Origin of the sequence: Tibeticola sediminis (genome assembly GCF_003843835.1) — a bacterium.
In the GTDB taxonomy this organism is placed as follows: domain Bacteria; phylum Pseudomonadota; class Gammaproteobacteria; order Burkholderiales; family Burkholderiaceae_C; genus Tibeticola; species Tibeticola sediminis.
Genome location: NZ_RKQL01000005.1, coordinates 25,472 through 50,998 on the forward strand (window position 1 = coordinate 25,472; position 25,527 = coordinate 50,998).

The following is a 25,527-nucleotide window of genomic DNA, read 5'->3' on the forward strand; positions in this document are numbered from 1 at the left end:
AGGGGGGGGAGGAAAACGACCATCGCCAGCAGCCTTGCCAGCGAACAGCCCATTTTATGCGACAGTAGGCAAAAATAGAACGGTCGTTCTTTTATGCGCGCCGCCGTCGGGCCGTCCTTCGGGTTTGCGGTTGCAGGGGCGCGCGGTTTTGTGCTGCCGCGTCTTTTGGGCAACGCGAATCCGTTCCCGTGATGGCGCGCGAGCGGCCGCGGGATGGGATGCGCGACGCGCGAGGGACGGGTTCAGCGTTGCCTTTGGGAGTCCAACATGAGAATCGAATTGCCGGCGGAGCGAACCCTCGTCTATGAAACCACCATGCCCATCCGCTGGGGCGACATGGATGCGATGGGTCATGTCAACAATACGGTTTACTTCCGCTACATGGAGTCGGCCCGCATCGAGTGGTTCGAGCGCTTGGGCTGCCCCGTCGATCCGCAGGGCGAAGGGCCGGTGATCGGCAACGCGTTTTGCAACTTTCTGCGCCAGCTCGAGTACCCGGGTGTGCTGCGGGTGCGGACCTATGTGGGCGCGGTCGGCAACAGCAGCTTCGACACTTACCATGAAATCCTGCTGGACGACGACGCCGAAGCCCGGGTGCGCGCCAACGGCGGGGCCACCGTCGTCTGGGTCAACTTTCCCGAGCAGCGCGCCGTACCCCTGCCCGAGCGGATTCGACAGGCCCTGCGCCGCTCTTTTTGAAGAAAAACCCCGCAGCGCCGGCGTCAAACGGCATTCTGGTGCTCTTGAAAAAAGAGCGGTTCGTCAGGCATTTTTCGCCTTGGGCACCCGGCCCATCAGATAAAACTCGGGGTTGGGCATCATGTGGCTGAAGTTGGCCATGCGGTTGGAGAGGCCAAAGAATGCGGTGATGGCGGCGATGTCCCAAATGTCTTCGTCGTCGAAGCCGTGCACGTGCAGCGCTTCGAAGTCGGCATCCTCGATTTCGTCGGCGTGCAGGCAGACTTTCATTGCGAAGTCGAGCATCGCGCGCTGGCGTGGGCTGATGTCGGCCTTGCGGTGGTTCACCGCCACCTGGTCGGCCAGCAGCGGTTTTTTCTCGTAGATGCGCAAAATCGCGCCGTGCGCCACCACGCAATAGAGGCAGCGATTGGCCGCGCTGGTCGCGGTGACGATCATTTCGCGCTCGCCTTTGGTGAGGCCGCTGGTGCGGCCCACGCTCTCGGGGGCCATCAGTGCGTCGTGGTAGGCAAAAAAGGCGCGCCATTCGGCGGGCCGGCGCGCAAAGGCGAGAAACACGTTGGGGATGAAGCCGGTTTTCGCCTGCACCTCCAGGATGCGGGCGCGGATGTCGTCGGGCAGCGTGTCGAGATCGGGATGGGGGTAGCGTGGCGTCATCGGGTCTCCTCGTTGTGCTTGAGGTTGCTTACGGGGACATTATGGAGTGGGCACGCGATCAACCGGCAAGCAGCCGATGCACCAGCTCGGCGGTGGTGGCCGCGCTGTATTTGCGCATCAGGCTGGCGCGGTAAACCTCGACGGTGCGGTGGCTAATGCCGAGCAGCCGGCCGATTTGCTTGGCGCTCTTGCCGTCCATCACCAAGGCGGCGACTTCGCGTTCCCGCGGCGTGAGTTCGGCGCGCACCGGCCGCTGCGCCGAGAGGTCTTCGAAGCTCCAGATGCCAGCCTCGTGCGGCGCTTCGGGCCGCAGCGCGCGGCCGGTCACGTGGCACCAAAAGGGCTCGCCGGCGAGCCGTCCGCCCACGCGGCGCATGATGCGGTCGTCGGCATAGGTGCCGCCACGCCCCAGGAGCGGCGCGATGCGCGCGCCCGTGCGCTCGAACTCGTCGGTGCTCGGGTAGAGCACGCGAAAACTCTGCCCGATGAGCTGCTCGCGCGTCGCGCCAAACATTTCGCACAGCCGCTGGTTGCAGTCGACGATGACGCGCTGGCGCGAGAGCACGAGTCCGATGGGCGCGAGCTCGAAGGCCAGCGCGTAGTCGATCGCGTCGATGGCGGGCGCGTTTGCGCTGGGATCAGGGTCGGCCATTACGGATTACTACGTAGCTGCTTACGTAGTATCGTTGCAGTCTCGATTCTCAGGAGACCCTCGTGAACAAGATTTACCCCTCTGCGGCCGCAGCCCTCGAAGGGCTCGTCGCCGACGGCCAATTGCTCGCCGTGGGCGGCTTTGGTCTGTGCGGCATACCCGAGGCGCTCATCGACGCGCTGCGCGACTCGGGCGTGAAGAACCTCACCGTCATCTCCAACAACGCGGGTGTGGACGGCTTTGGGCTCGGCAAACTGCTCGAGACACGCCAGATCCGCAAAATGATCTCGTCCTACGTCGGAGAGAACAAGGAATTCGAGCGCCAGTACCTCGCGGGCGAGCTCGAATTGGAATTCACCCCGCAGGGCACGCTGGCCGAGAAGCTGCGCGCGGGCGGCGCGGGCATTCCGGCCTTTTTCACGCGCACCGGTGTGGGCACCATCGTCGCCGAGGGTAAGGAGTTGCGCGAGTTCGACGGCCACACCTATGTGATGGAGCGCTCGCTCGTCCCCGACGTCTCGCTGGGCAAGGCCTGGAAGGCCGACAAGGCCGGCAACCTCATCTTTCGACGCACCGCGCGCAACTTCAACCCAGCGGTCATCATGGCGGGCCGGGTGAGCGTGGTCGAGGTCGAGGAAATCGTCGAGACCGGCAGCTTCGACCCCGACGAGGTCCATCTGCCTGGCATCTACGTGCACCGCCTCGTGCTCAATGCCCATCCGGAGAAGCGCATCGAAAAGCGCACCACCCGGCAAAACCCCAAAGGAGTCTGACATGGCCTGGACCCACGACGAAATGGCGGCCATCGCGGCCAAGGAACTGCAAGACGGCTACTACGTCAACCTCGGCATCGGCCTGCCCACGCTGGTGGCGAACTTCGTTCCGCCCGACATCGAAGTCTGGCTGCAGAGCGAAAACGGCATGCTCGGCATCGGTCCGTTTCCCGACGAGAGCGAAGTCGACCCCGACCTCATCAACGCTGGCAAGCAAACCGTCACGACGCTGCCCGGCTCGAGTATTTTCGGCAGCCACGACAGCTTCGCCATGATCCGCGGCGGCAAGATCAACCTGTCCATCCTTGGCGCCATGCAGGTCAGCGAGAAGGGCGACCTAGCCAACTGGATGATTCCCGGCAAGATGGTCAAGGGTATGGGCGGCGCGATGGACCTCGTGGCTGGGGTCAAGAGCGTCGTCGTGCTGATGGAGCACGTCGCCAAGAAAAAAGACGGCAGTTGGGAGCACAAAATCCTGCCGCAGTGCACGCTGCCGCTGACCGGCGTGGGCGTGGTCGACCGCATCATCACGGATCTGGCCGTCATGGATGTCACGCCGCACGGCCTCAAGGTCGCCGAGATTGCCCCGGGCGTCACGCACCAGGAGCTGCAAGCCAAGACCGGCGTGCCGCTGATCTGACGAGAACCGCCTCGCTGAATCAGCCGGCCGTGCGCCACGGCAAGAGCTGATTCGGCGCATCCGAGCTCACCCAGGCTGAAGGCAACGCTGAATCAGTTCCTGCGATGGCGCGCGAGCGGCTGCGGGATGCGCGGCGCGCGAGGGGCTTGTTCAGCGTTGCCTTAGCTCATAGTAGGATGCGCAGCAGGGCGGGCGGCATCCCAGACGCGGCGCCGCCGGCGAGCCGCTGGGCCTGCGCCGAAGCGAGATCCGATGTTGCGTTGCCTGAATGGAGCGTCGGCTTCTACCTTGGATTGGTTGACTTCTTTCATTCTTTGATGCGCATCGATACCGACCCCGCACCCTTGAGCGAGTCCCCACCCGCGGGTACCGCTGCCGCGCCGGCCCCAGGGGCGTCTGCGTTCCCGGTAGCCCGAACACTCGGTGAGCTGGTGGCGCTGCAAGACGCGTTGCGTCGTCGACCGGTGCTGCGCTTGCGAGACGCGCTGCTCGAGCTGCGCTTACTCACCCGAGCGCAACTCGACGCCATCGAGCGGGAGGACCCTCTGTTGCTGCGCGGCCGGGCACGCGAGCTGGTTCAGCGCATGCTCCTCACGTCCGAAGAGCTCGAACATGCTTTTGCGCGTATGGCGGCGGTTCCCGAGGTGGACGTCGTGCGCTTCGAGGTTCCGCCCGAGGCTTGGCAGATATTGCCGCTGCGCGAGGCGCTGCGCCGCTCGGCGGTTCCGCTCGGCGAAGCCGATGGCCAGTTCTTCGTCGCCAGCGCCCGGCCGACCGACGAGGGCTTGCGTCACGAGTTGTCGGTGCTGACCGAGCGCCGGGTCGTCTTGGTCTGGGCGGCGGCCGACGCCATCGCTGTGCGGCTCGAGTTGCAAAGCGGCGTCCGTGTTGCACGCGCGTCGACGCCTGCGCCCGCCGAAGCCGCGGCGTCGCACGGCCCATCTGGCGGTGCAGGGCCGGCGGCGGCCGACCTCAATCAACTCTCTGAGCTCGAGTGGCTGGTCTCCAAGGCATTGGTCGAGGTGTCTTCGGGGCAGGAACAGACCGAGCTCGAAGCGGCCGACACCAACTCCGGCGTCGTCCAGCTCGTGAAGAAAATGATCGACGACGCGCTGCGGCAGGGGGCGTCGGACATCCACATCGAGACGAACCCCGGAGAGCAGACGACGCTGGTGCGGTTTCGCCGCGATGGCGATCTCGAACCCTATCTGCAGTTGCCTGCACGGCTGCGCGGGCCGCTGGTTTCGCGCATCAAGATCATGGCCAAGCTCGACATTGCCGAGCATCGCCGGCCCCAGGACGGCAAGATCGATTTCGCCGAGTTTGGTGGCCCCAAGCTCGAACTCCGGGTGGCGGTGTTGCCCACGCACGACGGTCTCGAGGATGTGGTCTTGCGGTTGCTGGCCACTTCCAAGCCCTTGCCCCTTTCCCGGCTGGGCCTGCAGCCGCGGGACGAGGCCACCTTCCACCGCATGATTTCCCGAACCTTCGGGCTCATCCTCGCGGCGGGTCCGACGGGCTCGGGCAAGACCACGACCCTGCACTCGATGCTCGCCGAACTCAACACCGGCGAGCGCAAGATCTGGACGGCCGAAGACCCGATCGAGATCACGCAGCCCGGGTTACGGCAGGTGCAGGTCAACCCCAAGATCGGCTTGACCTTTGCCGCGGCCATGCGCAGCTTTCTGCGCGCCGACCCCGATGTCATCATGATCGGCGAGATCCGCGACGCGGAAACCGCGAAGATCGCGATCGAAGCCTCGCTGACCGGCCACCTCGTGCTGTCGACGCTGCACACCAACAGCGCCAGCGAAAGCGTGGTGCGGCTGCTCGACCTCGGGATGGATGCGATGAACTTCGCCGACTCGCTCATCGGCATCGTGGCGCAGCGCCTCGTTCGACTGCTGTGCCCGCACTGCGCGGTGCCCGTGCCGATGACCGCCGAGGCCTTCACCCCCTTGGTGCTGGAATACATCCAAGGCTCGCGTCTGAGCGCCGAAGAAGGGCGCGAGCGGCTGCTGCAAGCGGCGGGCGCGCAGCGGCCCGAGGAGATCGTGGTTCGAACCGCCGCCGGTTGCCCGCAATGCGGCGGCAAGGGCTACAAAGGCCGCATCGGGATTTATGAAATTCTCGAGAGCAACCCCACGCTGCGCACGCTGATTCAGGAGCGCGCGCGCCCCTCGGCGATTTTCGATGCGGCGATCGCTGCGGGGATGCACAGCTTGCGGCACGATGCGCTCGAGAAATACGTGCAGGGACGCATCGACCTCAAGCAGGCCCGCGCCGCTTACCTCTGAGCATCTCCGGAGCCCGAGGTCCAGCCCCAGCGCTCCATCGCGCGGCGATCACGCGCGGCTTCTGCCTCGATGGTGTTCTGCGGCAGTTGCTTGAGGCAGTCTTGCAGAGCTTGCGGATCTGGCGGTTCTTCCGGCTCGGGTTCGGGGCGGCGCTGCGGCGACTTTCCATCCCAGACGAAGGGGTTGCGGAACGCCTTGGGTTGCGGCAGGCAGTCGTGGTCGTAGGTGGGCGGGTCGTCGTGGGCGTCTGGGCTGAAGTGGATCGTGCGCTCGAAAATGAGCGGTTTGCCCGTGGGTGTGGGCGGCAAAGGCGGCATGCGGCCGAGCGCCTCGCGCGCGCGGCGCTCCACGGCAGCGGACGTCGTCCACAGCGTGTCGACCCGGGTGAGGGTTCCGTCGGGTGCGATTTCGATGCGAAAGCGCACCGCGCCTTGGTCCGGCCCTTCGATGGCCGTGCCCATGAGGCTGCGCAATTGTTGCCCCCAACTGTGGCGGTAGCCCTTGCTGTTGCGCAGCGTGTAGCGCGCCGCGAACGCCCATTCCTCGGCCGTTGGTGGTGGAGGCGCGGCGCGCGAAGCCGGCGCGTGCGGGGCGACGGCGACTGGGTTTTGCAGCGGTGAGCGCTCCGGCTGGGCTTGCGGCTGCGGCGGCCGGGGGGGCGGACGGCGTTTCGGTGGGGGAGGCTCGGCTTCGCGCGCAAGCGGCGGCAGCGTCAGATGGATCACCATGCGCTCGGCGCGCGCGGGCTTGGCCGCGCCTAAGCCGTGCAGGACGGCATCGGCGAGACGCAAGGCCGCCGCGTGCAGGCCGAGGACGAGCAGAGCGGCCATGAGCCGCAGCGCAAAGGAGGGCTTCATGTCCGCGCGCCTTCAGCGCCGCGTTCGATGGGGTCAAAAAAACCGCCCGGGGGCGGTTTGCATCCTGCTGGAGCGGGCGATGGGAATCGAACCCACGTCTTGAGCTTGGGAAGCTCAGGTCCTACCATTGAACGACGCCCGCTTCGCCTCGCATTTTACGTCACTTGAGGATGTCGCCGACGCAGAGGTATTTGAGCTCGACGTATTCCTCGATGCCGTGGTGCGAGCCCTCGCGCCCCAGGCCCGACTGCTTCACGCCGCCGAAAGGCACATGCTCGGTGGCGAGGATGCCAACGTTGATACCCACCATGCCGTACTCGAGCGCTTCGGCCACGCGGAAGATTCGGCCCACGTCGCGGCTGTAGAAATAGCTGGCCAAGCCGTACTCGGTGGCGTTGGCGGCGGCGATGACTTCTTCCTCGGTGTGAAAGCGAAACACCGGCGCGAAGGGGCCAAAAGTCTCTTCGCGCGCGCAGAGCATGTCGGGCGTGGCGTCGGCCACCACCGTGGGCTCGAAGAACTGGCCGCCGAGGCGCTTGCCGCCGACGAGCACGCGCGCGCCGCGGGCAATGGCGTCCTGCACATGGCGCTCGACCTTTTCCACCGCCGAGGGCTCGATCAGCGGGCCTTGGTTCACGCCTTCCTCGAAGCCGTTGCCCACTTTGGCGGTGGCGACCTTGGCGGCGAATTTTTCGACGAAGGCGTCGTAGATCGCGTCTTGCACGTAGATCCGGTTGGAACACACGCAGGTCTGGCCGGCGTTGCGGTATTTGCTGGCGAAGGCGCCTTCGACCGCGGAGTCGATGTCCGCGTCGTCGAACACGATGAAGGGCGCGTTGCCGCCGAGCTCGAGCGAGAGCTTCTTCACCGTGGGCGCGCTTTGCGCCATGAGGATGCGGCCGACCTCGGTGCTGCCGGTGAACGACAGGTGGCGCACGACGTCGCTGGCGCACAGCACCTTGCCGATCGCCACCGACTGGGCCGCGTCGGCTGTGAGCACGTTGAGCACGCCGGCCGGCACGCCCGCGCGCAAGGCCAGTTCCACCGCCGCAAGCGCGGTGAACGGGGTTTGCTCGGCGGGTTTGATGACCACGGGGCAGCCCGCAGCCAATGCCGGGGCGACCTTGCGCGTGATCATCGCCAAGGGGAAATTCCACGGCGTGATGGCGGCGCATACGCCGATGGGCTGGCGCAGCACCAGCAGGCGCCGGTTGTTGTCGAACTGCGGCAGGGTTTCACCGTTGATGCGCTTGGCTTCTTCGGCAAACCACTCGACGAAACTGGCACCGTAGGTGACCTCACCGCGTGATTCGGCCAAGGGTTTGCCGTTTTCGGCGGTCATGAGGCGCGCGAGGTCTTCTTGGTTGGACATCAACAGATCGAACCAGCGGCGCAGGATGATGCTGCGCTCTTTGGCGGTCTTGGCGCGCCAGGCCGGCCAGGCGGCGTTGGCCGCGGCAATGGCCGCTTCCGCCTCGGGCACGCCGAGGTTGGCGACTTCGGCCAGCGTTTGGCCGGTGGCCGGGTCGGTGACGGCAAAGCGCTGCTCGCCCGGCACCCAGCGGCCGTCGATCAGGCCTTCGGTCTTGAGCAATGTCGGGTCTTGCAGCAGGGAGAGGGGATGCGGATGGGACATGGCAGTTGGCTCAGAGGTGATGGTCAGGCAGCGGTGGAGCAATCGTAGCGCCGGCTGACGCCCATCGGCTGTCGCTTTGGTTTCGCGGTGCGGGCGGCCCCAATCGGAGCCTGGCCCTGGTCGCAACCCAGAAAGCAGGGGCCGAAACTTATAATTCAAGGCTTTGCCTGCGCCCGTTTTATCGGTCTGACTGCCCTCTCAGAGACCGCCGAACCGGGTGCTTTTGCCGATTTCCCAACCGACGCGCCGCCCCATGAGCCAGCCCCCGAACACCGTTGCCGACATACGCAAGTCCTTCCTGGACTTCTTTGCATCCAAGGGGCACACGATCGTGCCTTCGAGTCCGCTGGTGCCCGCCAATGACCCGACCTTGATGTTCACCAACTCGGGCATGGTGCAGTTCAAGGACGTGTTTCTCGGCACCGACAAGCGGCCCTATGTGCGCGCCGCTTCGGTCCAGGCCTGCCTGCGCGCGGGCGGCAAGCACAACGACCTCGAAAACGTGGGCTACACCGCGCGGCACCACACCTTCTTCGAGATGCTGGGCAACTGGTCGTTTGGCGACTATTTCAAGCGCGAGTCGCTCAAGTGGGCCTGGGAGCTGTTGACCGAGGTTTACCGGCTGCCGCCCGATCGGCTGTGGGCGACGGTGTACATCGATGACGACGAGGCCTATGACATCTGGACCAAAGAGATCGGCCTGCCGCCCGAGCGGGTGGTGCGCATCGGCGACAACAAGGGCGGGAAATATCAGTCCGACAACTTCTGGATGATGGCCGACACCGGCCCCTGTGGCCCGTGTTCCGAGATCTTTTACGACCATGGCCCCGAAGTGGCAGGCGGCCCCCCGGGCAGCCCGGACGCCGACGGCGACCGCTACATCGAGATCTGGAACAACGTGTTCATGCAGTTCGACATGCAGGAGGACGGCTCGGTGCGGCCGCTGCCCGCGCCCTGTGTCGATACGGGCATGGGTTTGGAGCGGCTGGCAGCGATTTTGCAGGGCGTGCACAGCAACTATGAAATCGACCTGTTCCAGCGCCTGATCGCAGCCGCGGCGCGGGAAACCGGCACGGACGAGCTGGATAGCCCCTCGCTCAAGGTGATCGCGGACCACATCCGCGCCTGCGCGTTTCTCGTCGCCGACGGCGTCATTCCGAGCAACGAGGGGCGTGGCTATGTGCAGCGGCGCATCATCCGCCGGGCGATCCGCCATGGCTACAAGCTCGGCCGCAAGACGCCGTTCTTCCACAAGCTCGTGCCCGACCTGGTGGCGCTCATGGGTGAGGCCTATCCCAACCTCGCGGCCAACGCGGCGCGTGTGATGGATGTGCTCAAGACCGAGGAGGAGCGCTTCTACGAGACGCTGGCCCACGGAATGGAAATCCTCGATCACGCGCTCGCCGACGGACAGCGCGAGCTTTCGGGTGAGGTGGCGTTCAAACTGCACGACACCTACGGCTTCCCGCTCGACCTCACGCAGGACGTGTGCCGCGAGCGCGGTGTTAGCGTCGATACCGCCGGCTTCAATGCCGCGATGGAGCGGCAGAAGAACCAGGCGCGGGCCGCGGGCAAGTTCAAGATGGACCGGGTGCTCGATTACACCGGAGCGGGCAACACCTTCGTTGGCTATGACGTGCTCGAGACGCAGGCCAAGATCGTCGCGCTCTACCGCGACGGCACGCCGGTGGTCGAACTCAAGGCCGATGAGGAGGGCGTCGTGGTGCTCGACACCACGCCGTTCTATGCCGAGTCGGGCGGTCAGGTGGGCGATTCGGGCGAGCTGGTCGCCGGCAGCGCCCGCTTTCGGGTCGACGACACGCAAAAAATCAAGGCCGATGTCTTTGGCCATCACGGCCGGGTCGCCGAGGGCGTGCTGGCGGTCGGGGACCACGTGACGGCACGGGTGGATACGCAGCGCCGTGCCGCAACCATGCGCCACCATTCCGCCACGCACCTGATGCACAAGGCGCTGCGTGAGGTGCTGGGCGCTCATGTGCAGCAAAAAGGCTCGTTGGTGACGCCGGAGCGCACGCGCTTTGACTTCGCGCACAACGCCCCCGTGACCGCGGAGCAGATCCGGCGCATCGAGGCGATCGTCAACGCGGAAATCCTGGCCAACACCGCGACGCAAGCGCGCGTGATGGACATCGAGTCGGCCCAAAAGACCGGCGCCATGATGCTTTTTGGCGAGAAATACGGTGAGACCGTGCGCGTGCTCGACATTGGTTCGAGCCGCGAGCTGTGCGGCGGCACGCATGTGCAGCGGACCGGCGACATCGGCTTCTTCAAAGTGGTGTCCGAGGGGGGCGTGGCCGCCGGTGTGCGGCGCATCGAAGCGGTCGCAGGTGAGGCGGCGCTGGCCCATGTGCAGGATCTGGAAGACACGGTGATGCAGGCGGCGGCCTTGCTCAAGAGCCCGGTGGCCGAGTTGACCGGGCGCATGACGCACACGCTCGAGCAACTGCGCAGCCTCGAGCGCGAACTCGCGGCGCTCAAGGGCAAGCTCGCCTCGGTGCAGGGCGATGAACTGGCCGAGCGCGCGCAGGACCTTGCGGGCGTGAAGGTTCTCGCGGCGCGGCTCGACGGCGCGGACGCCAAGACCCTGCGCGAGACGCTCGACAAGCTCAAGGACAAGCTCAAGCACGCGGTGATCGTGCTCGGCGCGGCTGACGGCGCGAAGGTTCAGCTGGCCGCCGGCGTGACCAGCGACCTGACCGCCCGCGTCAAAGCCGGGGAACTGGTCAACTTCGTCGCCCAGCAGGTCGGCGGCAAGGGCGGCGGCAAACCCGATCTGGCGATGGCCGGTGGCACCGACCCGTCGCGGCTGGATGCTGCGCTGGCTTCCGTGCCCGCCTGGGTGGCCGAGCGCCTGTGATGCCGCCGCCGCTCCGCCGGCAAAGCCGCCGCGCCTGGCTGCGGCAAGGGGTTTTGGGTTTGGCCGCGGCCACCGTGTCGTGGCGGGTGGCTGCGGCGCCTACGCCGGCGGATCCGCCAGGACTCGATGGTGCGCGGCTTCGGCCTTGGCCGCAGGCCCGTTCACTGGCGCCTCTGGAACTGCCGACGCTTGATGGCCGAACGATGACGTGGGCGGCGTTTCGGGGCCGCTTGCTGCTGTTGAACTTCTGGGCCACCTGGTGCCCACCCTGTCGCGCCGAGATGCCCACGCTGGCAGCCTTGCCGCAGGTGCTCGGGGAGGATCGGGTTGCGGTGCTGGCGGTGAATTTCCGCGAATCGGCGCGTACGGTGCGGGCCTATCTCGCGCGCAGCGGCGTCGACGTGGCGGTGGCCTTCGACAGCACGGGTGGGTTCACTCAGGCCATGGGGGTGCAGGCGTTCCCCACCACGATCCTGATCGATCGGCAAGGCCGTCCTCTGTGGCTGATCGAGGGCGAAGTGGATTGGAGTCAGCCCAAGGTGTTGCGCTGGATCGAGGCGCTCTGATTCGCCGCTGAGCGCACCGAGGCCCGGCACCGGTCTGCGCCCCTGCGGGCGCTTCCACGCGGAGGGACCAGCGCGCGCCTCGTCGGAACCTCGTGGACAATCGGGCGGCGGCGGGCGCGGGTCACCGTTCGAGGTCGTACTGAACCAGTCCGTTTCCCTCGGCGTTGCCCTGAACACGTGGCTCCGTTGCCGCCGCTGGCTTGGCCCTGCAGTGAACCTTGTGTGTTCGCTTCGGCCGTTTTTCGATATACCCGGAGTCTCTGTATGACCCTAGACCGTCGCCGTTGTTTGCGAGGCGTTGCCGCGGGCACCGTTTCGCTGCTTACCCCGCTTTGGCTGCGTGCGCAGCCGACGACCCCAACCGCCGCTCACCGGCCGCCCATGTGGGCAGCCGATGCGCCGTGGCGCGCGTGGACCTTGACCACCACGGTCGAGGTGCGCGACCCCGGCCGTGAAACCCAGGTCTGGCTGCCTTTGCCGAGCCTGTCGACGCCGTGGCAGCAGACCGTGACCCACACTTTCCAGACCCAGGGGGAGGCGCGCCTGCGTGCCGATGGCCGCTATGGTGCGCAGATGCTGCATGTGCGCTTTGCGCGCGATGAGCGCCGGCCGACGGTGACGCTGACCACGACGGTCCGGACGCGCGACCGCGCATCGCCCTGGGCCTCGCCGGTTGCGCGCACCGCACCCGCTTTGACGGCCGCCGAGCGCCGTTTTTGGCTCGCGCCGACCGAGTGGCTGCCCACGGACGGCATCGTGCGCAAGACGGCGCTGGAGGCGGTGGGCTCGGCCCGCAGTGACCGCGCGCGTGCGGAGCGGATCTACGACTGGGTGGTGCGCAACGCCTGGCGCGAACCGACGACCCGCGGTTGCGGGCCGGGCGACATCCGCACCATGCTTGAAACCGGGAACCTGGGCGGCAAGTGCGCCGACATCAACGCGTTGTTCGTCGGCCTGTGTCGCTCGGCCGGCTTGCCGGCGCGGGATGTCTACGGAGTGCGGGTGGCGCCGAGCGCGTTTGGGTACCGTCAACTGGGGGCGCCGAGCGAGCAGCTGAGCGGGGCCCAGCATTGCCGTGCCGAGGTTTGGCTCGAGGGCGCAGGCTGGTGCGCCATGGATCCGGCCGACGTGACGAAAGTCATGCGGCACGAGTTCCTGGACTGGATCCGCGACCCGCGGGACCCCCGCGTCGAGCCGGTCCGTCAGGCCCTCTTCGGCGGCTGGGAGGGCAACTGGGTGGGCTGGAACATGGCCCATGACCTCGACCTGCCGGGCGCGCGCGGCCCGCGCCTACCCTTCCTCATGTACCCGGTGGCCGAGGTCGATGGCGAGCGTCTCGACTCCTACAGCCCGAACGATTTCCGCTACCGGATCGTCGCCGCGCGGGCCTGAGCCCGCAAGGCGTTACCCCCGGGCGCGAGCCAGAGCGACGCCGAGGAGAGCTCGCGCTCTTGTTTTGAGAGCAGGATCGAAGCGTTCTAGGCCGGCGTCGGCGGGTTTTTCCCGAAAATGCCGCCTCAGCCTAAATCCGGCAGTTGGGCGCGCCCGGGCGGGCCGTCGTCGGGCGCGCGGGCAAGGCGCAAACCACAGCCATGGCGCTCGCCATGGCGAGGATTTGCAACGCTGCCCCCGGGCCCGAGGGCGGCTCGAACGGGTGCGCAGCGCTCACCCAAGCGGTGAACGGCTTTTGCACCCAAAACGGTTCAAACATCAACACCTTGCATTCAGCTCAAAGCGGTCAACTGCCGGATCTAGGCTCAGTCCCCCCAATCGAGCTGTAGGCCGCTTTCGAAATGCCGCGCTTGGCCGGTGATGGGGTCGGTGAAGCGCAGACTGCGGGCGAGGAGCTGCAGCGGCTCGCGGTAGTCCTCGGGTTCGTCGGGGCCGCGGCGCACCGTGGGGTAGAACTGGTCGCCGCGGATCGGCAGGCCCAAGGCGTTCATGTGTACGCGCAACTGGTGGCGCTGGCCGGTGCGGGGCTCGAGCCGGTAGCGCGCCCACTCGCCGCGCCGTTCGATGAGGCTGATGCGCGTCTCGGCGTTTGGCGGCAGGCCCTCTTCCGGGGCGGCTTCGCGCATGCGGTAGAACGCGGCCTCGTCTTCGCGCAGGTGGCTCACGCGCAGCAGCGGCCAGGGGTGGCTGGGCGCGGCGGGGGCGATCGCCTCATAGGTCTTGTGGATGCGGTGTTCGCGAAACAGCCGCTGGTAGGCGTCGCGGTCTTGCGCGCGCACGCTCAGCAGCACGAGGCCGGCCGTTTCGCGGTCGATGCGGTGCAGCGGGCTCAGATCGGGCAGGTCGAGCGCGGCGCGCAGGCGCACGAGCAGCGTCTCGCGCACATAGCGACCGACCGGCGAGACGGGAAGAAAGTGCGGCTTGTCGGCCACCACGAGGTGCGCGTCGCGAAACACGATACGCTCGTGGAAGGGTACCGGCGTCTCGTTGGGCAGGTTGCGCCAGTAGTAGATGCGCTGGCCGCTGTGGCAGGGCGCGTCGGGCGCGAGCGGACGGCCGGTGGCGTCGACCACATCGCCGGCGGCCATGCGCTCGGCCCATTGCGCGCGCGTCAGGCGCGGCAGGCGTTCGGCGAGCAGGTCGAGCACGCAGCCCCAGGGCACGTGGCGCATCTGCGGCAGGGCCAGGCAGCTCGGTGCCACGCCCGCGCGCAGCGGCACGGCTGCCGGGCGGGCGGGGCGGGTCATGGGCGCAGCAAGCCCGCCACCAGGGCGGGATGCCGGGTGGCGAGCCGCTTCATCCTAAATCCGGCAGTTGGGCGCGCCTGGGCGGGTCGTCATCGGGCGCGCGGGCAAGGCGCAAACCACAGCCATGGCGGGCGCCATGGCGAGGATTTGCAACGCCGCCCCCGCGCCCGAGGGCGACTCGAACGGGTGCGCAGCGCTCACCCCAACGGTGAAGGGCCTGCGCACCGAAAATGGTTCAAACATCAACATCTTGCCTTCAGCGAAAAGCGGTCAACTGCCGGATTTAGGATCATGGGACAGCCGCGCGGCGGCGGAACACCAGATCCCACACGCCGTGGCCGAGCTTGAGGCCGCGGCGCTCGAACTTGGTCTCGGGGCGGTAAGCGGGGCGCTCGGCGTAGCCGGCGGCGGTGTTTTCGAGCAGCGGCTCGGCCGTGAGCACTTCGAGCATCTGCTCGGCATAGGGCTGCCAGTCGGTCGCGCAGTGCAGGTAGCCGCCGGGGATGAGCCGCTGCGCGAGTTTGGCGACCAGTGGCGGCTGGATCAGGCGGCGCTTGTGGTGGCGCTTCTTGTGCCAGGGGTCGGGAAAGAAAATGTGGATGCTCGCGAGCGTCGACGCCTCGAGCATGTGATCCACCACCTCGACCGCATCGTGTTGCAGGATGCGGATGTTGGTGAGGCCCATCTCGCCGATCCGCTTGAGGAGCGCGCCCACCCCGGGCTCGTGTACTTCGCAGCAGAGGAAGTTCTCATCGGGGCGCAGCGAGGCAATGTGGGCGGTGGCGTCACCCATGCCAAAGCCGATCTCCAGCACCACCGGCGCTTCACGACCAAACGCCGCGGCGAGGTCGAGCTTGGTTTGCTGGAACGGCAGCACGAAGCGCGGGCCGAGCTCGGCCAGCGCCTTGGCCTGGCCCGTGGTCGTGCGCCCTGCGCGCGTGACGAAGCTGCGCACCCGCTGCGGGTGCGCGACATGCGGCGGCGGCCCGCCGGGCGCGGCGGTCGCTGCCGACGGGTTCGGGTCTTCGGGACGGGGCGGGGAGGACGTCATGCGGAAGGCGGAAGAAAGCGGCGGATTCTAGGGCAACGCCCCATCAGCTTCGCTGATGGTGCACGTCCGTTGCACGCTGCCACTCGCCCGTCCAGGCGGCCAGTGCGTGCGACAGCGGGGTGTGGCTGGGTTGGGGCTGCAGGCCGAGCGCGGTGGCGGCGGCGTTGAGCGCAGCGAGCGGGTCGCGCGTGTCCAGCGCCGGCGCGTGGGTTTGCTTGGAGAGCTTTTCGCCGGCGGCGTTGCGCACCAGCGGGGTGTGCAGGTAGCGCGGCGTGGGCAGGGCGAGCGCGCGTTGCAGCAAGATCTGCCGCGGCGTGTTGTCGGCCAGGTCCTCGCCGCGCACCACATGGCTCACGCCCTGCAGCGCGTCGTCGACGACCACGGCCAGCTGGTAGGCCCAGAGCCCGTCGGCGCGGCGCAGCACGAAGTCGCCGACGGTGGCCTCGACATCCTGGCTCTGCGCGCCCAGCCGCCGGTCGTGCCAGTGCACGGTGCTGCCTTCGATGCACGGGGGCGAAGGATCGAACGGGTTGTCGTGAACTCCTGAAATAGGAGCATCCAATGCGCACTTCACGCCGGCATACCCCGGTTTTTGCCTCAAAAAATCGGTACGCAGCCGCCAGGCTCGCGCGGCCGTGCCTGCGAGGCCACTGCGGCAGGTTCCGGGGTAGGGCACTTCGGCGTGACGCGGCCAGGCGATGCCGCGCGCAGCCCAGGCGGCCTCGATCGCGCGGCGCGTGCACGCGCAGGGATAGGCCAGACCCGCGTCGATGAGCGCATCGAGCGCGCGCTGGTAGATCGCCCCACGGCGCGACTGCCACAGCGGCGGCGCGTCGGGCTGCAGGCCGCAGTCGGCGAGCTGTTGCAGGATGAGCCGGTCGGCACCGGGCACGCAGCGCGGCGTGTCCACGTCTTCGATGCGCACCAGCCACTGCCCGCCGTGCGCGCGCGCATCGAGCCAGCTGGCCAGCGCTGCGACCAGCGAGCCCGCGTGCAGCGGCCCGGTGGGGGAAGGGGCAAAGCGGCCGACGTAGCCTGCCATCGTGCGCCGATGCGCCTCTCAAAGCACCGCAAGCGCGAGGCTCAGACCCGAGATGAACGCGTCTTCGACCCGGTGGCCCAAGCACCAGTCGCCGCAGGCACCGAGGCCGCTCTTCGCGTCCCAGAGATGCGACTGTCCCAGCGGCTGGAGGGTTTTTGCATAGCGCCAGCGGTGCACGGCGCTGTGGCCCGGCGTTGCGCGGATGCCGGTGATTTCGGCAAACGCGCGCTGCAGCTTGGCTTCGACGCGCGCGGGTTCATCCTCGAGGTGCTCGTGCGACCACGCGGCGCTGGCTTGCACGGTCCAGCGCTCGATCGGCGCGCGCTGCGGTTTGGACGATTCGCGCGCGAGCCAGGCCACGCGGTGGTGCGTGCTGCGCGCGGCATTCCACTGCGGCCCGAGCGTGCCCAGCCCCGGCTGCATCGCATTGGGGAAGGCGACCATCAGCGTCCAGCACGGCGCGAGCTTCACTTCGTGCAGGCCCAGCAGCGGCTTGGGCGCGAGCGCCGAGGCGTCGAGCAAGGCGGCCGCTTGCGGCGCGGGCAGGGCGAGTAGCACCGCGTCGTAGCCCCCGTGCACATGCACGATGCCGCCGGGCGCTTCGGTATGCAGCTGCCAGCGCCACCGGTCGATGGCGTCGCGCTCGATGCGGTCTACGCGCGTGCGGGTCAGCAGCGCCGACCCCAAGGGCTGGCCCCAAGCCCGCGGCAGCGCATTCATGCCGGGCACGGGCACGAGATGCGGCTCGCGCGGTGGCGGCGCCGCTTCGAGCACATGGCCGAGGGCGTCGAGCACCCGCACGCTGCTGGCGCTCCACGGGCGCACGAGGCCGGGCACGGTTTCGAGCGCGCGCGCGAATCGGAGGTCGCGCACGGTGAAGTACTGCGCGCCGTGATCGAAGCCGCCGAGCGGCGTCTCGCGCGTGGCCATGCGCCCGCCCGCGCCCGGGCTCTTCTCGAACACCGTCACGCGATGGCCGGCCTGCAGCAGCGTGCGTGCGCAGGCCACGCCGGCCATGCCGGCGCCGACGATGGCGTAGTGACGGGGCGTTTGGGTGCGGCTCATGGGGGCTCCGGTGGCGTGGGCGATAGGGTTGTGCGCCACGGACTCTACACCCATGACACGGAGATGACGGACGTGCTCAGCGTTGCCCCAGCAGCGCCTGGCAGGTGGCGGCGTTTTCCAGCCGGTCGAGCCACCATTGCAGGGCTGGGCCGGGCCGCTGGCGCTCAGGCGCGCGCCAGACTGCGTGCAGCAGCGCGGCGCGCGCGGGCCGCTCCAGCGCGCAGGCGACCAGCCCACCGCTTTGCAGATGCGGCCGCGCCAGGGGCTCGGGCAGATAGCCCGCGCCGAGTCCGCGCAGCTGCGCCTGCAGCTTGGTGGCCATGTCGGGCACGGTGAAGACATCCTGCCCAGGCAGCAGGCCCAGGTGCAGCGCGCGGCGGTGCAAGGCGCTGTCGGCTACGGCCACCGCACGGTGGGCGCGCAGGTCGGCATCGGTCAGGGGCCGGCCAAGCTGCGCGAGTGGGTGGTGCGGCGCGACCGCGAACACGAACGCCAGCGTCCCCAGTGGCCGGTGCGGCAGGCCCTCGGGTAGCCCGGCTTCGAGCGTGACGCCCAGGGCGAGGTCGGCCCGGCCGCTCGTCAGTGCTTCCAGCGTGCCCGAGAGGGTGGTGTGCAGCAGCCGCAGTCGGGTGGGCGGCTGGCCCGCAAGGAAGGCCTCGCACAGGTCGAGCAGGGTGGCACGGTCGATCACGCTGTCCGCTGCGATGGTGAGCTGCGCCTCCCAGCCGGTGGCCACCCGGCGCACCCGCTGCGCGATGGCGTCGAGATCCTCGAGGACGCGCGCGCCCTCGCGCAGCAGCTCGCGCGCGGCGGCGGTGGGCACGGCCTGGCGGCGGCTACGGTCGAACAAGAGCACGTCGAGCGCATCCTCGATGCGCCGCACGCGATAGGTCAGTGCGCTCGGCGCCAGGCCCAGCTCACGCGCGGCCGCGGCAAAGCTGCCGCTGCGCGCCACCCGCTCGATCAGCCCAAGCGCTTCCGGGCTCAAGACATCGCGAGCGTTTTGCATGGTGCGGGCTGAATGATTCAGAAAAATTGAATAATGCCATCAAATCAACCGCCATGTTTTTGCACGAAAGGCGCCTACATTGGCGTGACCCTAAATCCGGCAGTTGACCGCTACTCGCGAAAAGCAAGATGTTGATGTTTCGACAATTCTCGGTGCGCAGGCTGTTCACCGTTTGGGTGAGCGCTGCGCACCCGTTCGAGCCGCCCTCGAGCGCGGGGGCGGCGTTGCAAATCCTCGCCATGGCACGCGCCATGGCTGTGGTTTGCGCCTTGCCCGCGCGCCCGATGACGACCCGCCCGGGCGCGCCCAACTGCCGGATTTAGGGTGACTGAACGACGGAGGTGCCCGATGCTGACCATTCGCCCCGCAGCCGATCGTGGTCACGCCGATCATGGCTGGCTGCAGTCCTGGCACAGTTTTTCGTTTGCCGACTACCACGACCCGGCGCACATGGGTTGGGGCAACTTGCGCGTGATCAACGAGGACTTCATCGCGCCGCGCGCGGGCTTTCCGATGCACGGCCACCGCGACATGGAGATCGTGACCTATCTGCTCAGCGGGCGTCTCGCGCACCAGGACAGCATGGGCCATGCCGTATCCATCGCCCCCGGCGAGGTGCAGCGCATGAGCGCAGGCCGTGGCGTGATGCACAGCGAGTTCAGCGCCAGCGACGACACCACCCATCTGCTGCAGATCTGGATCCAGCCCAATGTCCGCGGCATTGCACCCGAGTACGAGCAGCGCGCGTTTGCCGATGCTGAGAAGCGCGGCCGCTTGTGCGCCATCGCGACCCCGAATGGCGCCGACGGTTCGCTGCGCATGCACGCCGACGCGCGGCTCTATGCCGGATGGTTTGACGGCCCGGAAACCACCACGCTCGCGCTCGACCCGGCACGCAAGGCCTATGTGCACCTGGTGCGCGGCGCGCTGCGTGTCAACGGCCGGGCCTTGCAGGGCGGTGACGCCGCGCTGCTGCACGGCGAAAGCCGCCTGAGCCTCGACGCCGGGCAAGACGCCGAGGTGCTGGTGTTCGACCTCGCGCCTTGACAGCGCGCCCGCGTTGCCCCAAGTTTTTGTTTTCCCAACCCCTCAAACCCAACAGGAGGACTTCCATGAACCCCGCAAAGATCTGCATCGTGTTTCACTCGGGCTATGGCCACACGCTGCGCATGGCGCAGGCCGTGGCCGAAGGCGCAGACGCCGAGCTCTTGCCCATCGACGCGGACGGCAACCAGCCCGAGGGCTGCTGGGAGCGGTTGGCCGCGGCCGACGCCATCATCTTCGGCAGCCCGACCTACATGGGCGGGCCGAGCTGGCAGTTCAAGAAGTTTGCCGACGCCAGCAGCAAGGTCTGGTTCACCCAGGGCTGGAAGGACAAGCTGTTTGCGGGCTTCACCAACAGCGCAACGATGAATGGCGACAAGCTCTCGACGCTGCACTATTTCTTCACGCTGGCCATGCAGCACAGCGGGTTGTGGGTGGGCACGGGCATGATGCCGAGCAACACCAAGGCCGCGCAGCGCAACGACCTCAACTACGTCGGCTCCTTCAGCGGGGCGATGGCGCAAAGCCCGTCGGATGCATCGCCCGCCGAAATGCTGCCCGGTGACTTGGAGACCGCGCGCCAGTTCGGCGCGCGCGTGGCGCAGGCGGCGCGGCGGCTCAAGAGTGCTTGAAGCCCTCTCTCCCCGCGGAAAAATGGCGCTCGTGTGCTCCTATTTTTGAACTCTTGACGGCGGCTGCCGGGGTGTGGCGCGGGGCCTGTGGGGGTGGGGGTCACGTCGGCGGCTCCCTACAATGGCCCGCATGTTCGTTCATCTGCGCCTTCATACCGAGTTTTCCGTCGTCGACGGCACCTGCCGCATCGACGACGTGGTGGCCGCTGCCGCCGCCGACGGCCAGCCGGCGCTGGCCATCACCGACCTCAACAACCTGTTTGGGGCGATCAAGTTCTACAAGGCCGCGCGGGGCAAAGGCGTCAAGCCCATCATCGGCTGCGAAGTCGTCATCGAAGGGCCGGCAGGCACGCCCGAGGCGCTGGGTCGCATGCTGCTGCTGGTGCAAAACCACCAGGGTTACCTGAACCTCTGCGAGCTGCTGGCACGGGCCTGGACGCAAAACGTGCAGCGCACGCAGGCGGTGCTGCGCCTGGCGTGGCTGCGCGAGTTGTCCGAGGGGCTGATCCTGCTCTCGGGCGCGCAGGCCGGCCCGGTGGGACAGGCGTTGCTGCAGGGCGACGAGGCGCGCGCGGCCGACCTCGCACTGCAATTCGCCGCCTGGTTCCCGCACCGCTTTTATCTCGAACTGCAACGCGCCGGCCGGGCCGACGATGAAGCGCATGTGCTCGCCGCGGTGCAACTGGCCGCGCGGCTCAAGCTGCCGGTGGTCGCCACGCACCCGGTGCAGTTCCTCGAACCCGACGACTATGAAGCGCATGAGGCGCGGGTCTGCATCGCCGAAGGCGAGATGCTCGCCAACCCGCGCCGCGTGCGGCGTTTCACGACCGAGCAGTATTTCAAGCGCCGCGCCGCGATGGAGGCCTTGTTTGCGGATCTGCCCTCGGCGCTCGCCAACAGCGTGGCGATTGCCGAGCGCTGCAGCCTCACGCTCACGCTGGGCAAGCCGCGGCTGCCGGATTTTCCGATTCCGCCGGTCAACGGGCGCACGCTGTCGATCGACGAGTATTTCCGCCATGTGAGCTACGAGGGGCTCGAAGCGCGCCTGGTGCAGCGCTTCCCGAACCCCGCCGAGCGCGAGGCCGAGCGGCCCCGCTATGTGGAGCGGCTCGAGTTCGAGCTGCGCACCATCATTCAGATGGGGTTTCCGGGCTACTTCCTCATCGTTGGCGACTTCATCCAGTGGGCCAAGACGCACGGCTGCCCGGTCGGTCCGGGTCGGGGCTCGGGCGCGGGCTCGCTGGTGGCCTACGCGCTGAAAATCACCGACCTCGACCCGCTGCAATACAAGCTGCTGTTCGAGCGCTTTCTCAACCCCGAGCGGGTCTCGATGCCCGACTTCGACATCGACTTCTGCCAAGCGAACCGCGACCGCGTCATCGACTACGTCAAAGACAAATACGGCCGGGACGCGGTGAGCCAGATCGCCACCTTCGGCACCATGGCCGCACGCGCCGCCATTCGCGACGTGGGCCGCGTGCTCGACCTCTCCTATGGCTTTTGCGACGGGCTCTCCAAGCTCATCCCGAACAAGCCGGGCATGAGCGTGACGCTGCAGTACCCGCCGCAGCCCAAGAAGGAAGGCGACAAGAACAACTACGCGATCGAGATGGAGCCGGTGCTCGCCGAGCGCATCGAAAAAGAAGAGGACGTACGCACGTTGATCGAGCTCGCGCAAAAGCTCGAGGGCCTCACGCGCAACGTGGGCATGCACGCGGGCGGCGTGCTCATCGCGCCGGGCAAGCTCACCGATTTCTGCCCGCTCTACCAGCAGCCCGGCAGCGACTCGGCGGTCAGCCAGTACGACAAGGACGACGTCGAGGCCGTCGGCCTGGTGAAGTTCGACTTTCTGGGGCTGGCCACGCTCACCATTCTCGAGATCGCGCGCGACCTCATCCGCCGGCGCCACCCCGGTCAGGCTGATTTCGCCTTCGAGAACGTGCCGCTCGATGACCCGGCCACCTACCGGCTGTTCCAGGAAGGACGCACCGAGGCCGTGTTCCAGTTCGAAAGCCGCGGCATGCAAGGCATGTTGCGCGATGCCAAGCCCTCGCGGCTCGAAGACCTGATTGCGCTCAACGCGCTCTACCGACCCGGCCCGATGGACCTGATCCCGACCTTCGTCGCGCGCAAGCACGGCCGCGAGCCGGTGCAATACCCGCACCCGCTGGTCGAGCCCGTGCTCGCCGAGACCTACGGCATCATGGTCTATCAGGAGCAGGTGATGCAGACCGCGCAGATCCTGGGCGGCTACTCGCTCGGCGGCGCCGACATGCTGCGCCGGGCGATGGGCAAGAAAAAGCCCGAGGAGATGGCGCAGCACCGCGAAATTTTCCGTGCCGGTGCGGCCAAGAACGGCATCAGCCAGGAGAAAGCCGACGAGGTCTTCGACCTCATGGAAAAGTTCGCCGGCTACGGCTTCAACAAGTCGCATGCCGCCGCCTACTCGCTGCTGGCCTACCACACGGCCTGGCTCAAGGTGCATTACACCGCCGAGTTCTTCTGCGCCAACATGACGGTGGAGATGGACGACACCGACAAGCTCAAGGTCTTGCTCGGTGACGCGCAAAGCTTTGGCCTGCGTTTCGAGCCGCCCGACGTCAACCTCGGCAGCTACCGCTTCGAGCCCGTCTCCGACACCGTCATCCGCTACGGCCTCGGCGCCGTCAAGGGCACGGGTCAGCAAGCCATCGAGGCCATCGTCGCCGCGCGCGAAGGCCGCGGCAGCGGCTACTACGGCAGCGAAGCCGGCCCCTTCAAGAGCCTGTTCGACTTCTGCCGCCGCGTCGACCGCACCCGCGTGAACAAGCGCACCGTCGAAGCGCTCATCAAGGCTGGCGCCTTCGACGGCCTGCAGCGCAACCGCGCCGCACTGGTGGCCAGCATCGACCGCGCCTTCGACTACGCCGCCGCCTGCGAGGCCCATGCCAACCAGGGCGGGCTGTTCGACATGCTCGAGGGCGACGGCCACGGCGCCAGCACGCAGGAACCCGAACTCGTCGAAGCCATCCCCTGGGACTTGCGCGCGCAGCTCGCCGCCGAAAAGACCGCCGTGGGTTTTTACCTCTCGGGCCATCTGTTCGACGCCGTCGAACGTGAAGTGCGCCGCTTCGTGCGCCGCAGCATCGCCGAAGCCTGCGCCGCCCGCGAAGCCGTGCGCGACCCCCGCAACGGGGGCGACGCCGTCCTGCTCGCGGGCATCGTCAGCGATTTGCGTGTGATCCAAGGCCAGCGCGGCCGGCTGGCGCTGTTCAAGCTCGACGACAAAAGCGCGGTCATCGACGCACGCGCCGATGACGCCTTGTTGCAGGCCCAGCGCAACCTCCTGCGCGACGATGAGTTCGTCGTCGCCAGCGGCCGGCTGCAGCCCGACCGCTTCTCGGGCGGTTGGCAGTTGTCGGTTCAGCAGCTCTGGAGCTTGGCCGAGGCGCGTTGCCGCTTCGGCCGCTATCTGCGGGTGCTTGTGGGCGACCCTCCTCCGCGCGTGGCGGAACTGCTGGCGGCCTACGGCCCGCAGGCGCAGCCGGGTGCAACCGACGATTTTTCAGCCGCAGACCCCTTGGGCGCGCCGTTCGAGACCGATGCGGACCGGGACGTCCCCATCGCTCCGCGCGGCCTGCCCGTGCGCCTGCGGGTCGAACGCCGCTGGGACGGGGCAGCGGACGCGACGGATGCCGCGGTTGCTCCTGAGGCCGATCTGGCCGGCGTGCGCTACGAGCTGGCGCTCGGGGACGCCGCGCGCATCTTCCCGAGCGACGCAGCGCTCGCCGCCTGGTCCGCCCAGGCGCTCGAAGGCCAGGCCGAGGTGGTCTACGAATAGTTTTGAAGCAAAAATCGCCTGATGCCGGCGTGAATCAACGGCCTGTTGCTCTCAAATCAAGAGCGATTGCACGCCCGAAGCCCGTCCGGGCGGCCCCAAGGGCCTCAGTCCCTTGGCCGGAAGCTGATGATGAGGGCCGAGGGCACGCGGCCGTCGGTGTCGGCGGGCAGCCGCTCGGTTTTGTCGATGGCTTTGAGTACCGCCTCGTCCCAAGCCTTCACACCGCTCGATTTCACGAGCTTGCGCGAGAGGATGGTCCCGTCGGGCGCGGCGCGCACCTCCACCTCGGCGCTCGGGTTGCCCGGCGCGTCGTCGGTGAACACGATGTTGGGCCGGATCCGCGCGGCCACGCGACCCGCGTAGCTGCCCGAGGGGCCCGCGCTTTGGACGTCGCGCCCGGTGCTCGCGCGGCTGCCGCTGCTGCCCGCCAGGCCTTGCATCCGGCGGATGTTTTCCTGCCGCTGCGCTTCGAGCCGCTGCGCCTCTTCGCGCTGGGCCTTGGCGCGCGCGGCATCCTCGGCGGCGCGTTGGGCGGCCTTCTGGGCCTCGAGCTGTTTTTTGCGCGCCGCTTCCTCAGCGGCCTTCTGCGCGGCTTCCTGCTTGCGGCGGGCGGCGTCTTCGGCGGCCTTGCGTTTCTCGGCCAGCGCCTTTTCACGCGCCGCCTGTTCGGCGCGTGCCCGCGCGGCTTCCTTTTCCCGTGCGGCTTGCAGCGCCTTCGCTTCGGCGGCACGGCGCTTTTCCAGCGCGATCTGGGCCTCGCGGGCGGCGAGGTCGGGAGGTGGCGCCGGTGGCGTGGGCGCGGGGGCAGGGCGTTCGGGTGCGGGGGTGGGGGCTGGCGCCGGGGCAGCAGCGGGTGGGGCGGCTTGCCGTGGCACGGCGGACCAAAGTTCGGCTTCGACCGCGGGCGTGTCGCTCTCGTGGCGCCAGTTCACGCCCCAGGTCAGCGCGGCGATCAACAGCCCATGGACGAGCAGCGCCAATGCGTAGGCGCGGCCGCGTCCGGGCTCGGGCGGCGGCATCAGTGCATCGGGTCGGGCGGCGAGGCTCGCAGACATGGTCGAATCGGGCAGGGGAGCTTCAGGGGCTCAGTTGCACCGACAGCCCCACGCGTTGCACGCCCGCGCGCTGCAGCCGGTCCATCACCTTGACCACCGTCTCATAGCGCACGTTGCGGTCGGCGCTGATGACCACCGGGCTGTTCGCATCGTCCGCCTGGGCCGCGCGCACCGCAGCCACCAGGCCGTCGGGCGTCACGGTGCGGGCGTCGGCGCCGGCCTTGTCGCCCGCGCGCACCTGCAGGCTCTCGTCCTTGCCGATGAGCACCTGCACCACGCGGTCGGGCGTCTTGTTGGCCTTGCCGACGGAGGGCAGGTCGATGACGCTGGGGGCGATCAGCGGCGCCGTGACCATGAAGATGATGAGCAGCACCAGCATCACGTCGATGAAGGGCACCATGTTGATCTCGCTGATGGTGCGGCGGCCACGGCCGCGCGGGGCGACGGAGGGCATG

At 68.0% G+C, this 25,527-nt stretch carries 24 protein-coding genes and 1 tRNA gene; 11 read left to right on the forward strand and 14 right to left on the reverse strand.

Annotated features, from left to right (window positions below):
- Positions 1-267: 267 nt before the first annotated feature.
- Positions 268-699, forward strand: a complete 432-nt coding sequence (locus tag EDC62_RS10185; protein WP_124223322.1) for an acyl-CoA thioesterase — start codon at positions 268-270, stop codon at positions 697-699.
- Positions 700-762: 63 nt separating this feature from the next.
- Here the strand turns inward: EDC62_RS10185 and EDC62_RS10190 are convergent, their stop codons facing one another.
- Both EDC62_RS10190 and EDC62_RS10195 read right to left on the reverse strand, forming a co-directional pair.
- A complete protein-coding gene (locus tag EDC62_RS10190; RefSeq protein ID WP_124223324.1) occupies positions 763-1,356 on the reverse strand; it encodes a peroxidase-related enzyme in 594 nt (197 codons plus the stop codon).
- Positions 1,357-1,414: 58 nt separating this feature from the next.
- Positions 1,415-2,008: a PAS and helix-turn-helix domain-containing protein gene (locus EDC62_RS10195; protein WP_245968839.1), complete on the reverse strand. Its 594-nt coding sequence runs from the start codon at positions 2,006-2,008 to the stop codon at positions 1,415-1,417.
- A 62-nt stretch (positions 2,009-2,070) separates the two neighbouring features.
- Between EDC62_RS10195 and EDC62_RS10200 the strand changes: the two genes are divergently transcribed.
- The 3 genes from EDC62_RS10200 (at position 2,071) to EDC62_RS10210 (ending at position 5,718) form a co-directional block, all read left to right on the forward strand.
- Entirely contained in the window at positions 2,071-2,781 is a 711-nt protein-coding gene (locus tag EDC62_RS10200; RefSeq protein WP_124223326.1) for a CoA transferase subunit A, read from the forward strand.
- A 1-nt stretch (position 2,782) separates the two neighbouring features.
- A complete protein-coding gene (locus EDC62_RS10205) occupies positions 2,783-3,421 on the forward strand; it encodes a CoA transferase subunit B (RefSeq protein ID WP_124223328.1) in 639 nt (212 codons plus the stop codon).
- A gap of 317 nt (positions 3,422-3,738) precedes the next feature.
- Positions 3,739-5,718 (forward strand): GspE/PulE family protein, encoded by a 1,980-nt coding sequence (locus tag EDC62_RS10210; RefSeq protein ID WP_124223330.1) that lies wholly within the window; start codon positions 3,739-3,741, stop codon positions 5,716-5,718.
- On the opposite strand, the gene EDC62_RS10215 is transcribed toward EDC62_RS10210, so the two are convergent.
- The 3 genes from EDC62_RS10215 to EDC62_RS10225 all read right to left on the reverse strand — a co-directional run bounded on the left by EDC62_RS10215 (position 5,709) and on the right by EDC62_RS10225 (position 8,211).
- The gene (locus tag EDC62_RS10215; RefSeq protein ID WP_124223332.1) at positions 5,709-6,575 is read right to left on the reverse strand and encodes an energy transducer TonB family protein; all 867 of its coding nucleotides are present in this window, start codon (positions 6,573-6,575) and stop codon (positions 5,709-5,711) included. The genes EDC62_RS10210 and EDC62_RS10215 overlap by 10 nt on opposite strands.
- Positions 6,576-6,643: 68 nt before the next feature.
- A tRNA-Gly gene (locus EDC62_RS10220) sits at positions 6,644-6,717 on the reverse strand.
- An 18-nt stretch (positions 6,718-6,735) separates the two neighbouring features.
- Entirely contained in the window at positions 6,736-8,211 is a 1,476-nt protein-coding gene (locus EDC62_RS10225) for an NAD-dependent succinate-semialdehyde dehydrogenase (protein WP_124223334.1), read from the reverse strand.
- 253 nt (positions 8,212-8,464) lie between these two features.
- Here EDC62_RS10225 and alaS point away from each other — a divergent pair, with 253 nt between their 5' ends.
- From alaS to EDC62_RS10240, 3 genes are all read left to right on the forward strand, one after another.
- The gene (gene alaS / locus EDC62_RS10230) at positions 8,465-11,089 is read left to right on the forward strand and encodes an alanine--tRNA ligase (RefSeq protein WP_124223336.1); all 2,625 of its coding nucleotides are present in this window, start codon (positions 8,465-8,467) and stop codon (positions 11,087-11,089) included.
- Complete coding sequence (locus EDC62_RS10235) at positions 11,089-11,655, forward strand: TlpA family protein disulfide reductase (RefSeq protein WP_124223338.1); 567 nt, start codon at positions 11,089-11,091, stop codon at positions 11,653-11,655. The genes alaS and EDC62_RS10235 overlap by 1 nt, the downstream gene beginning before the upstream one ends.
- Positions 11,656-12,036: 381 nt before the next feature.
- Positions 12,037-13,047, forward strand: coding sequence for a transglutaminase-like domain-containing protein (locus tag EDC62_RS10240; protein WP_245968840.1), 1,011 nt, complete (start codon positions 12,037-12,039; stop codon positions 13,045-13,047).
- A 130-nt stretch (positions 13,048-13,177) separates the two neighbouring features.
- Here the strand turns inward: EDC62_RS10240 and EDC62_RS10245 are convergent, their stop codons facing one another.
- The 7 genes from EDC62_RS10245 to EDC62_RS13180 all read right to left on the reverse strand — a co-directional run bounded on the left by EDC62_RS10245 (position 13,178) and on the right by EDC62_RS13180 (position 18,521).
- Entirely contained in the window at positions 13,178-13,366 is a 189-nt protein-coding gene (locus EDC62_RS10245) for a hypothetical protein (protein ID WP_124223342.1), read from the reverse strand.
- Between the two features lie 46 nt (positions 13,367-13,412).
- Positions 13,413-14,354, reverse strand: a complete 942-nt coding sequence (locus EDC62_RS10250; protein WP_124223344.1) for a pseudouridine synthase — start codon at positions 14,352-14,354, stop codon at positions 13,413-13,415.
- A gap of 54 nt (positions 14,355-14,408) precedes the next feature.
- Positions 14,409-14,597 (reverse strand): hypothetical protein, encoded by a 189-nt coding sequence (locus EDC62_RS10255; RefSeq protein ID WP_124223346.1) that lies wholly within the window; start codon positions 14,595-14,597, stop codon positions 14,409-14,411.
- A gap of 46 nt (positions 14,598-14,643) precedes the next feature.
- Positions 14,644-15,405: a tRNA (guanosine(46)-N7)-methyltransferase TrmB gene (trmB, locus tag EDC62_RS10260; protein WP_124223348.1), complete on the reverse strand. Its 762-nt coding sequence runs from the start codon at positions 15,403-15,405 to the stop codon at positions 14,644-14,646.
- Between the two features lie 43 nt (positions 15,406-15,448).
- Entirely contained in the window at positions 15,449-16,447 is a 999-nt protein-coding gene (gene gluQRS / locus EDC62_RS10265; RefSeq protein WP_124223350.1) for a tRNA glutamyl-Q(34) synthetase GluQRS, read from the reverse strand.
- A gap of 18 nt (positions 16,448-16,465) precedes the next feature.
- Positions 16,466-17,512, reverse strand: coding sequence for an NAD(P)/FAD-dependent oxidoreductase (locus tag EDC62_RS10270; RefSeq protein ID WP_124223352.1), 1,047 nt, complete (start codon positions 17,510-17,512; stop codon positions 16,466-16,468).
- A 76-nt stretch (positions 17,513-17,588) separates the two neighbouring features.
- On the reverse strand, positions 17,589-18,521 hold the full coding sequence (locus EDC62_RS13180; protein WP_124223354.1) for a LysR family transcriptional regulator: 933 nt from the start codon (positions 18,519-18,521) through the stop codon (positions 17,589-17,591).
- 134 nt (positions 18,522-18,655) lie between these two features.
- On the opposite strand from EDC62_RS13180, the gene EDC62_RS10280 reads away from it, so the two are divergent.
- The 4 genes from EDC62_RS10280 to dnaE all read left to right on the forward strand — a co-directional run bounded on the left by EDC62_RS10280 (position 18,656) and on the right by dnaE (position 24,017).
- Entirely contained in the window at positions 18,656-18,844 is a 189-nt protein-coding gene (locus EDC62_RS10280) for a hypothetical protein (RefSeq protein ID WP_124223356.1), read from the forward strand.
- A gap of 25 nt (positions 18,845-18,869) precedes the next feature.
- Entirely contained in the window at positions 18,870-19,568 is a 699-nt protein-coding gene (locus EDC62_RS10285) for a pirin family protein (RefSeq protein ID WP_124223359.1), read from the forward strand.
- Positions 19,569-19,633: 65 nt separating this feature from the next.
- Entirely contained in the window at positions 19,634-20,197 is a 564-nt protein-coding gene (locus EDC62_RS10290) for a flavodoxin family protein (protein ID WP_124223361.1), read from the forward strand.
- 130 nt (positions 20,198-20,327) lie between these two features.
- Complete coding sequence (gene dnaE, locus EDC62_RS10295) at positions 20,328-24,017, forward strand: DNA polymerase III subunit alpha (protein WP_124223364.1); 3,690 nt, start codon at positions 20,328-20,330, stop codon at positions 24,015-24,017.
- A gap of 104 nt (positions 24,018-24,121) precedes the next feature.
- On the opposite strand, the gene tolA is transcribed toward dnaE, so the two are convergent.
- Entirely contained in the window at positions 24,122-25,072 is a 951-nt protein-coding gene (gene tolA, locus EDC62_RS10300; protein WP_124223366.1) for a cell envelope integrity protein TolA, read from the reverse strand.
- A gap of 22 nt (positions 25,073-25,094) precedes the next feature.
- Complete coding sequence (locus tag EDC62_RS10305; RefSeq protein WP_124223369.1) at positions 25,095-25,526, reverse strand: ExbD/TolR family protein; 432 nt, start codon at positions 25,524-25,526, stop codon at positions 25,095-25,097.
- Between the last annotated feature and the right edge of the window lies 1 nt (position 25,527).

Excerpts from the sequence above, each read along its gene's own strand:
- gluQRS (WP_124223350.1), bottom strand. The coding sequence starts at position 16,447 with ATGGCAGGCTACGTCGGCCGCTTTGCCCCTTCCCCCACCGGGCCGCTG.
- EDC62_RS10240 (WP_245968840.1), top strand. The coding sequence starts at position 12,037 with ATGTGGGCAGCCGATGCGCCGTGGCGCGCGTGGACCTTGACCACCACG.
- EDC62_RS10195 (WP_245968839.1), bottom strand. The coding sequence starts at position 2,008 with ATGGCCGACCCTGATCCCAGCGCAAACGCGCCCGCCATCGACGCGATC.
- EDC62_RS10245 (WP_124223342.1), bottom strand. The coding sequence starts at position 13,366 with ATGTTTGAACCGTTTTGGGTGCAAAAGCCGTTCACCGCTTGGGTGAGC.
- EDC62_RS13180 (WP_124223354.1), bottom strand. The coding sequence starts at position 18,521 with ATGCAAAACGCTCGCGATGTCTTGAGCCCGGAAGCGCTTGGGCTGATC.
- EDC62_RS10210 (WP_124223330.1), top strand. The coding sequence starts at position 3,739 with ATGCGCATCGATACCGACCCCGCACCCTTGAGCGAGTCCCCACCCGCG.
- EDC62_RS10215 (WP_124223332.1), bottom strand. The coding sequence starts at position 6,575 with ATGAAGCCCTCCTTTGCGCTGCGGCTCATGGCCGCTCTGCTCGTCCTC.
- EDC62_RS10250 (WP_124223344.1), bottom strand. The coding sequence starts at position 14,354 with ATGACCCGCCCCGCCCGCCCGGCAGCCGTGCCGCTGCGCGCGGGCGTG.
- EDC62_RS10255 (WP_124223346.1), bottom strand. The coding sequence starts at position 14,597 with ATGTTTGAACCATTTTCGGTGCGCAGGCCCTTCACCGTTGGGGTGAGC.
- EDC62_RS10290 (WP_124223361.1), top strand. The coding sequence starts at position 19,634 with ATGAACCCCGCAAAGATCTGCATCGTGTTTCACTCGGGCTATGGCCAC.
- dnaE (WP_124223364.1), top strand. The coding sequence starts at position 20,328 with ATGTTCGTTCATCTGCGCCTTCATACCGAGTTTTCCGTCGTCGACGGC.
- trmB (WP_124223348.1), bottom strand. The coding sequence starts at position 15,405 with ATGACGTCCTCCCCGCCCCGTCCCGAAGACCCGAACCCGTCGGCAGCG.
- EDC62_RS10225 (WP_124223334.1), bottom strand. The coding sequence starts at position 8,211 with ATGTCCCATCCGCATCCCCTCTCCCTGCTGCAAGACCCGACATTGCTC.
- EDC62_RS10235 (WP_124223338.1), top strand. The coding sequence starts at position 11,089 with ATGCCGCCGCCGCTCCGCCGGCAAAGCCGCCGCGCCTGGCTGCGGCAA.
- EDC62_RS10205 (WP_124223328.1), top strand. The coding sequence starts at position 2,783 with ATGGCCTGGACCCACGACGAAATGGCGGCCATCGCGGCCAAGGAACTG.
- EDC62_RS10270 (WP_124223352.1), bottom strand. The coding sequence starts at position 17,512 with ATGAGCCGCACCCAAACGCCCCGTCACTACGCCATCGTCGGCGCCGGC.
- EDC62_RS10305 (WP_124223369.1), bottom strand. The coding sequence starts at position 25,526 with ATGCCCTCCGTCGCCCCGCGCGGCCGTGGCCGCCGCACCATCAGCGAG.
- EDC62_RS10285 (WP_124223359.1), top strand. The coding sequence starts at position 18,870 with ATGCTGACCATTCGCCCCGCAGCCGATCGTGGTCACGCCGATCATGGC.
- EDC62_RS10190 (WP_124223324.1), bottom strand. The coding sequence starts at position 1,356 with ATGACGCCACGCTACCCCCATCCCGATCTCGACACGCTGCCCGACGAC.
- EDC62_RS10280 (WP_124223356.1), top strand. The coding sequence starts at position 18,656 with ATGTTTCGACAATTCTCGGTGCGCAGGCTGTTCACCGTTTGGGTGAGC.
- EDC62_RS10185 (WP_124223322.1), top strand. The coding sequence starts at position 268 with ATGAGAATCGAATTGCCGGCGGAGCGAACCCTCGTCTATGAAACCACC.
- tolA (WP_124223366.1), bottom strand. The coding sequence starts at position 25,072 with ATGTCTGCGAGCCTCGCCGCCCGACCCGATGCACTGATGCCGCCGCCC.
- alaS (WP_124223336.1), top strand. The coding sequence starts at position 8,465 with ATGAGCCAGCCCCCGAACACCGTTGCCGACATACGCAAGTCCTTCCTG.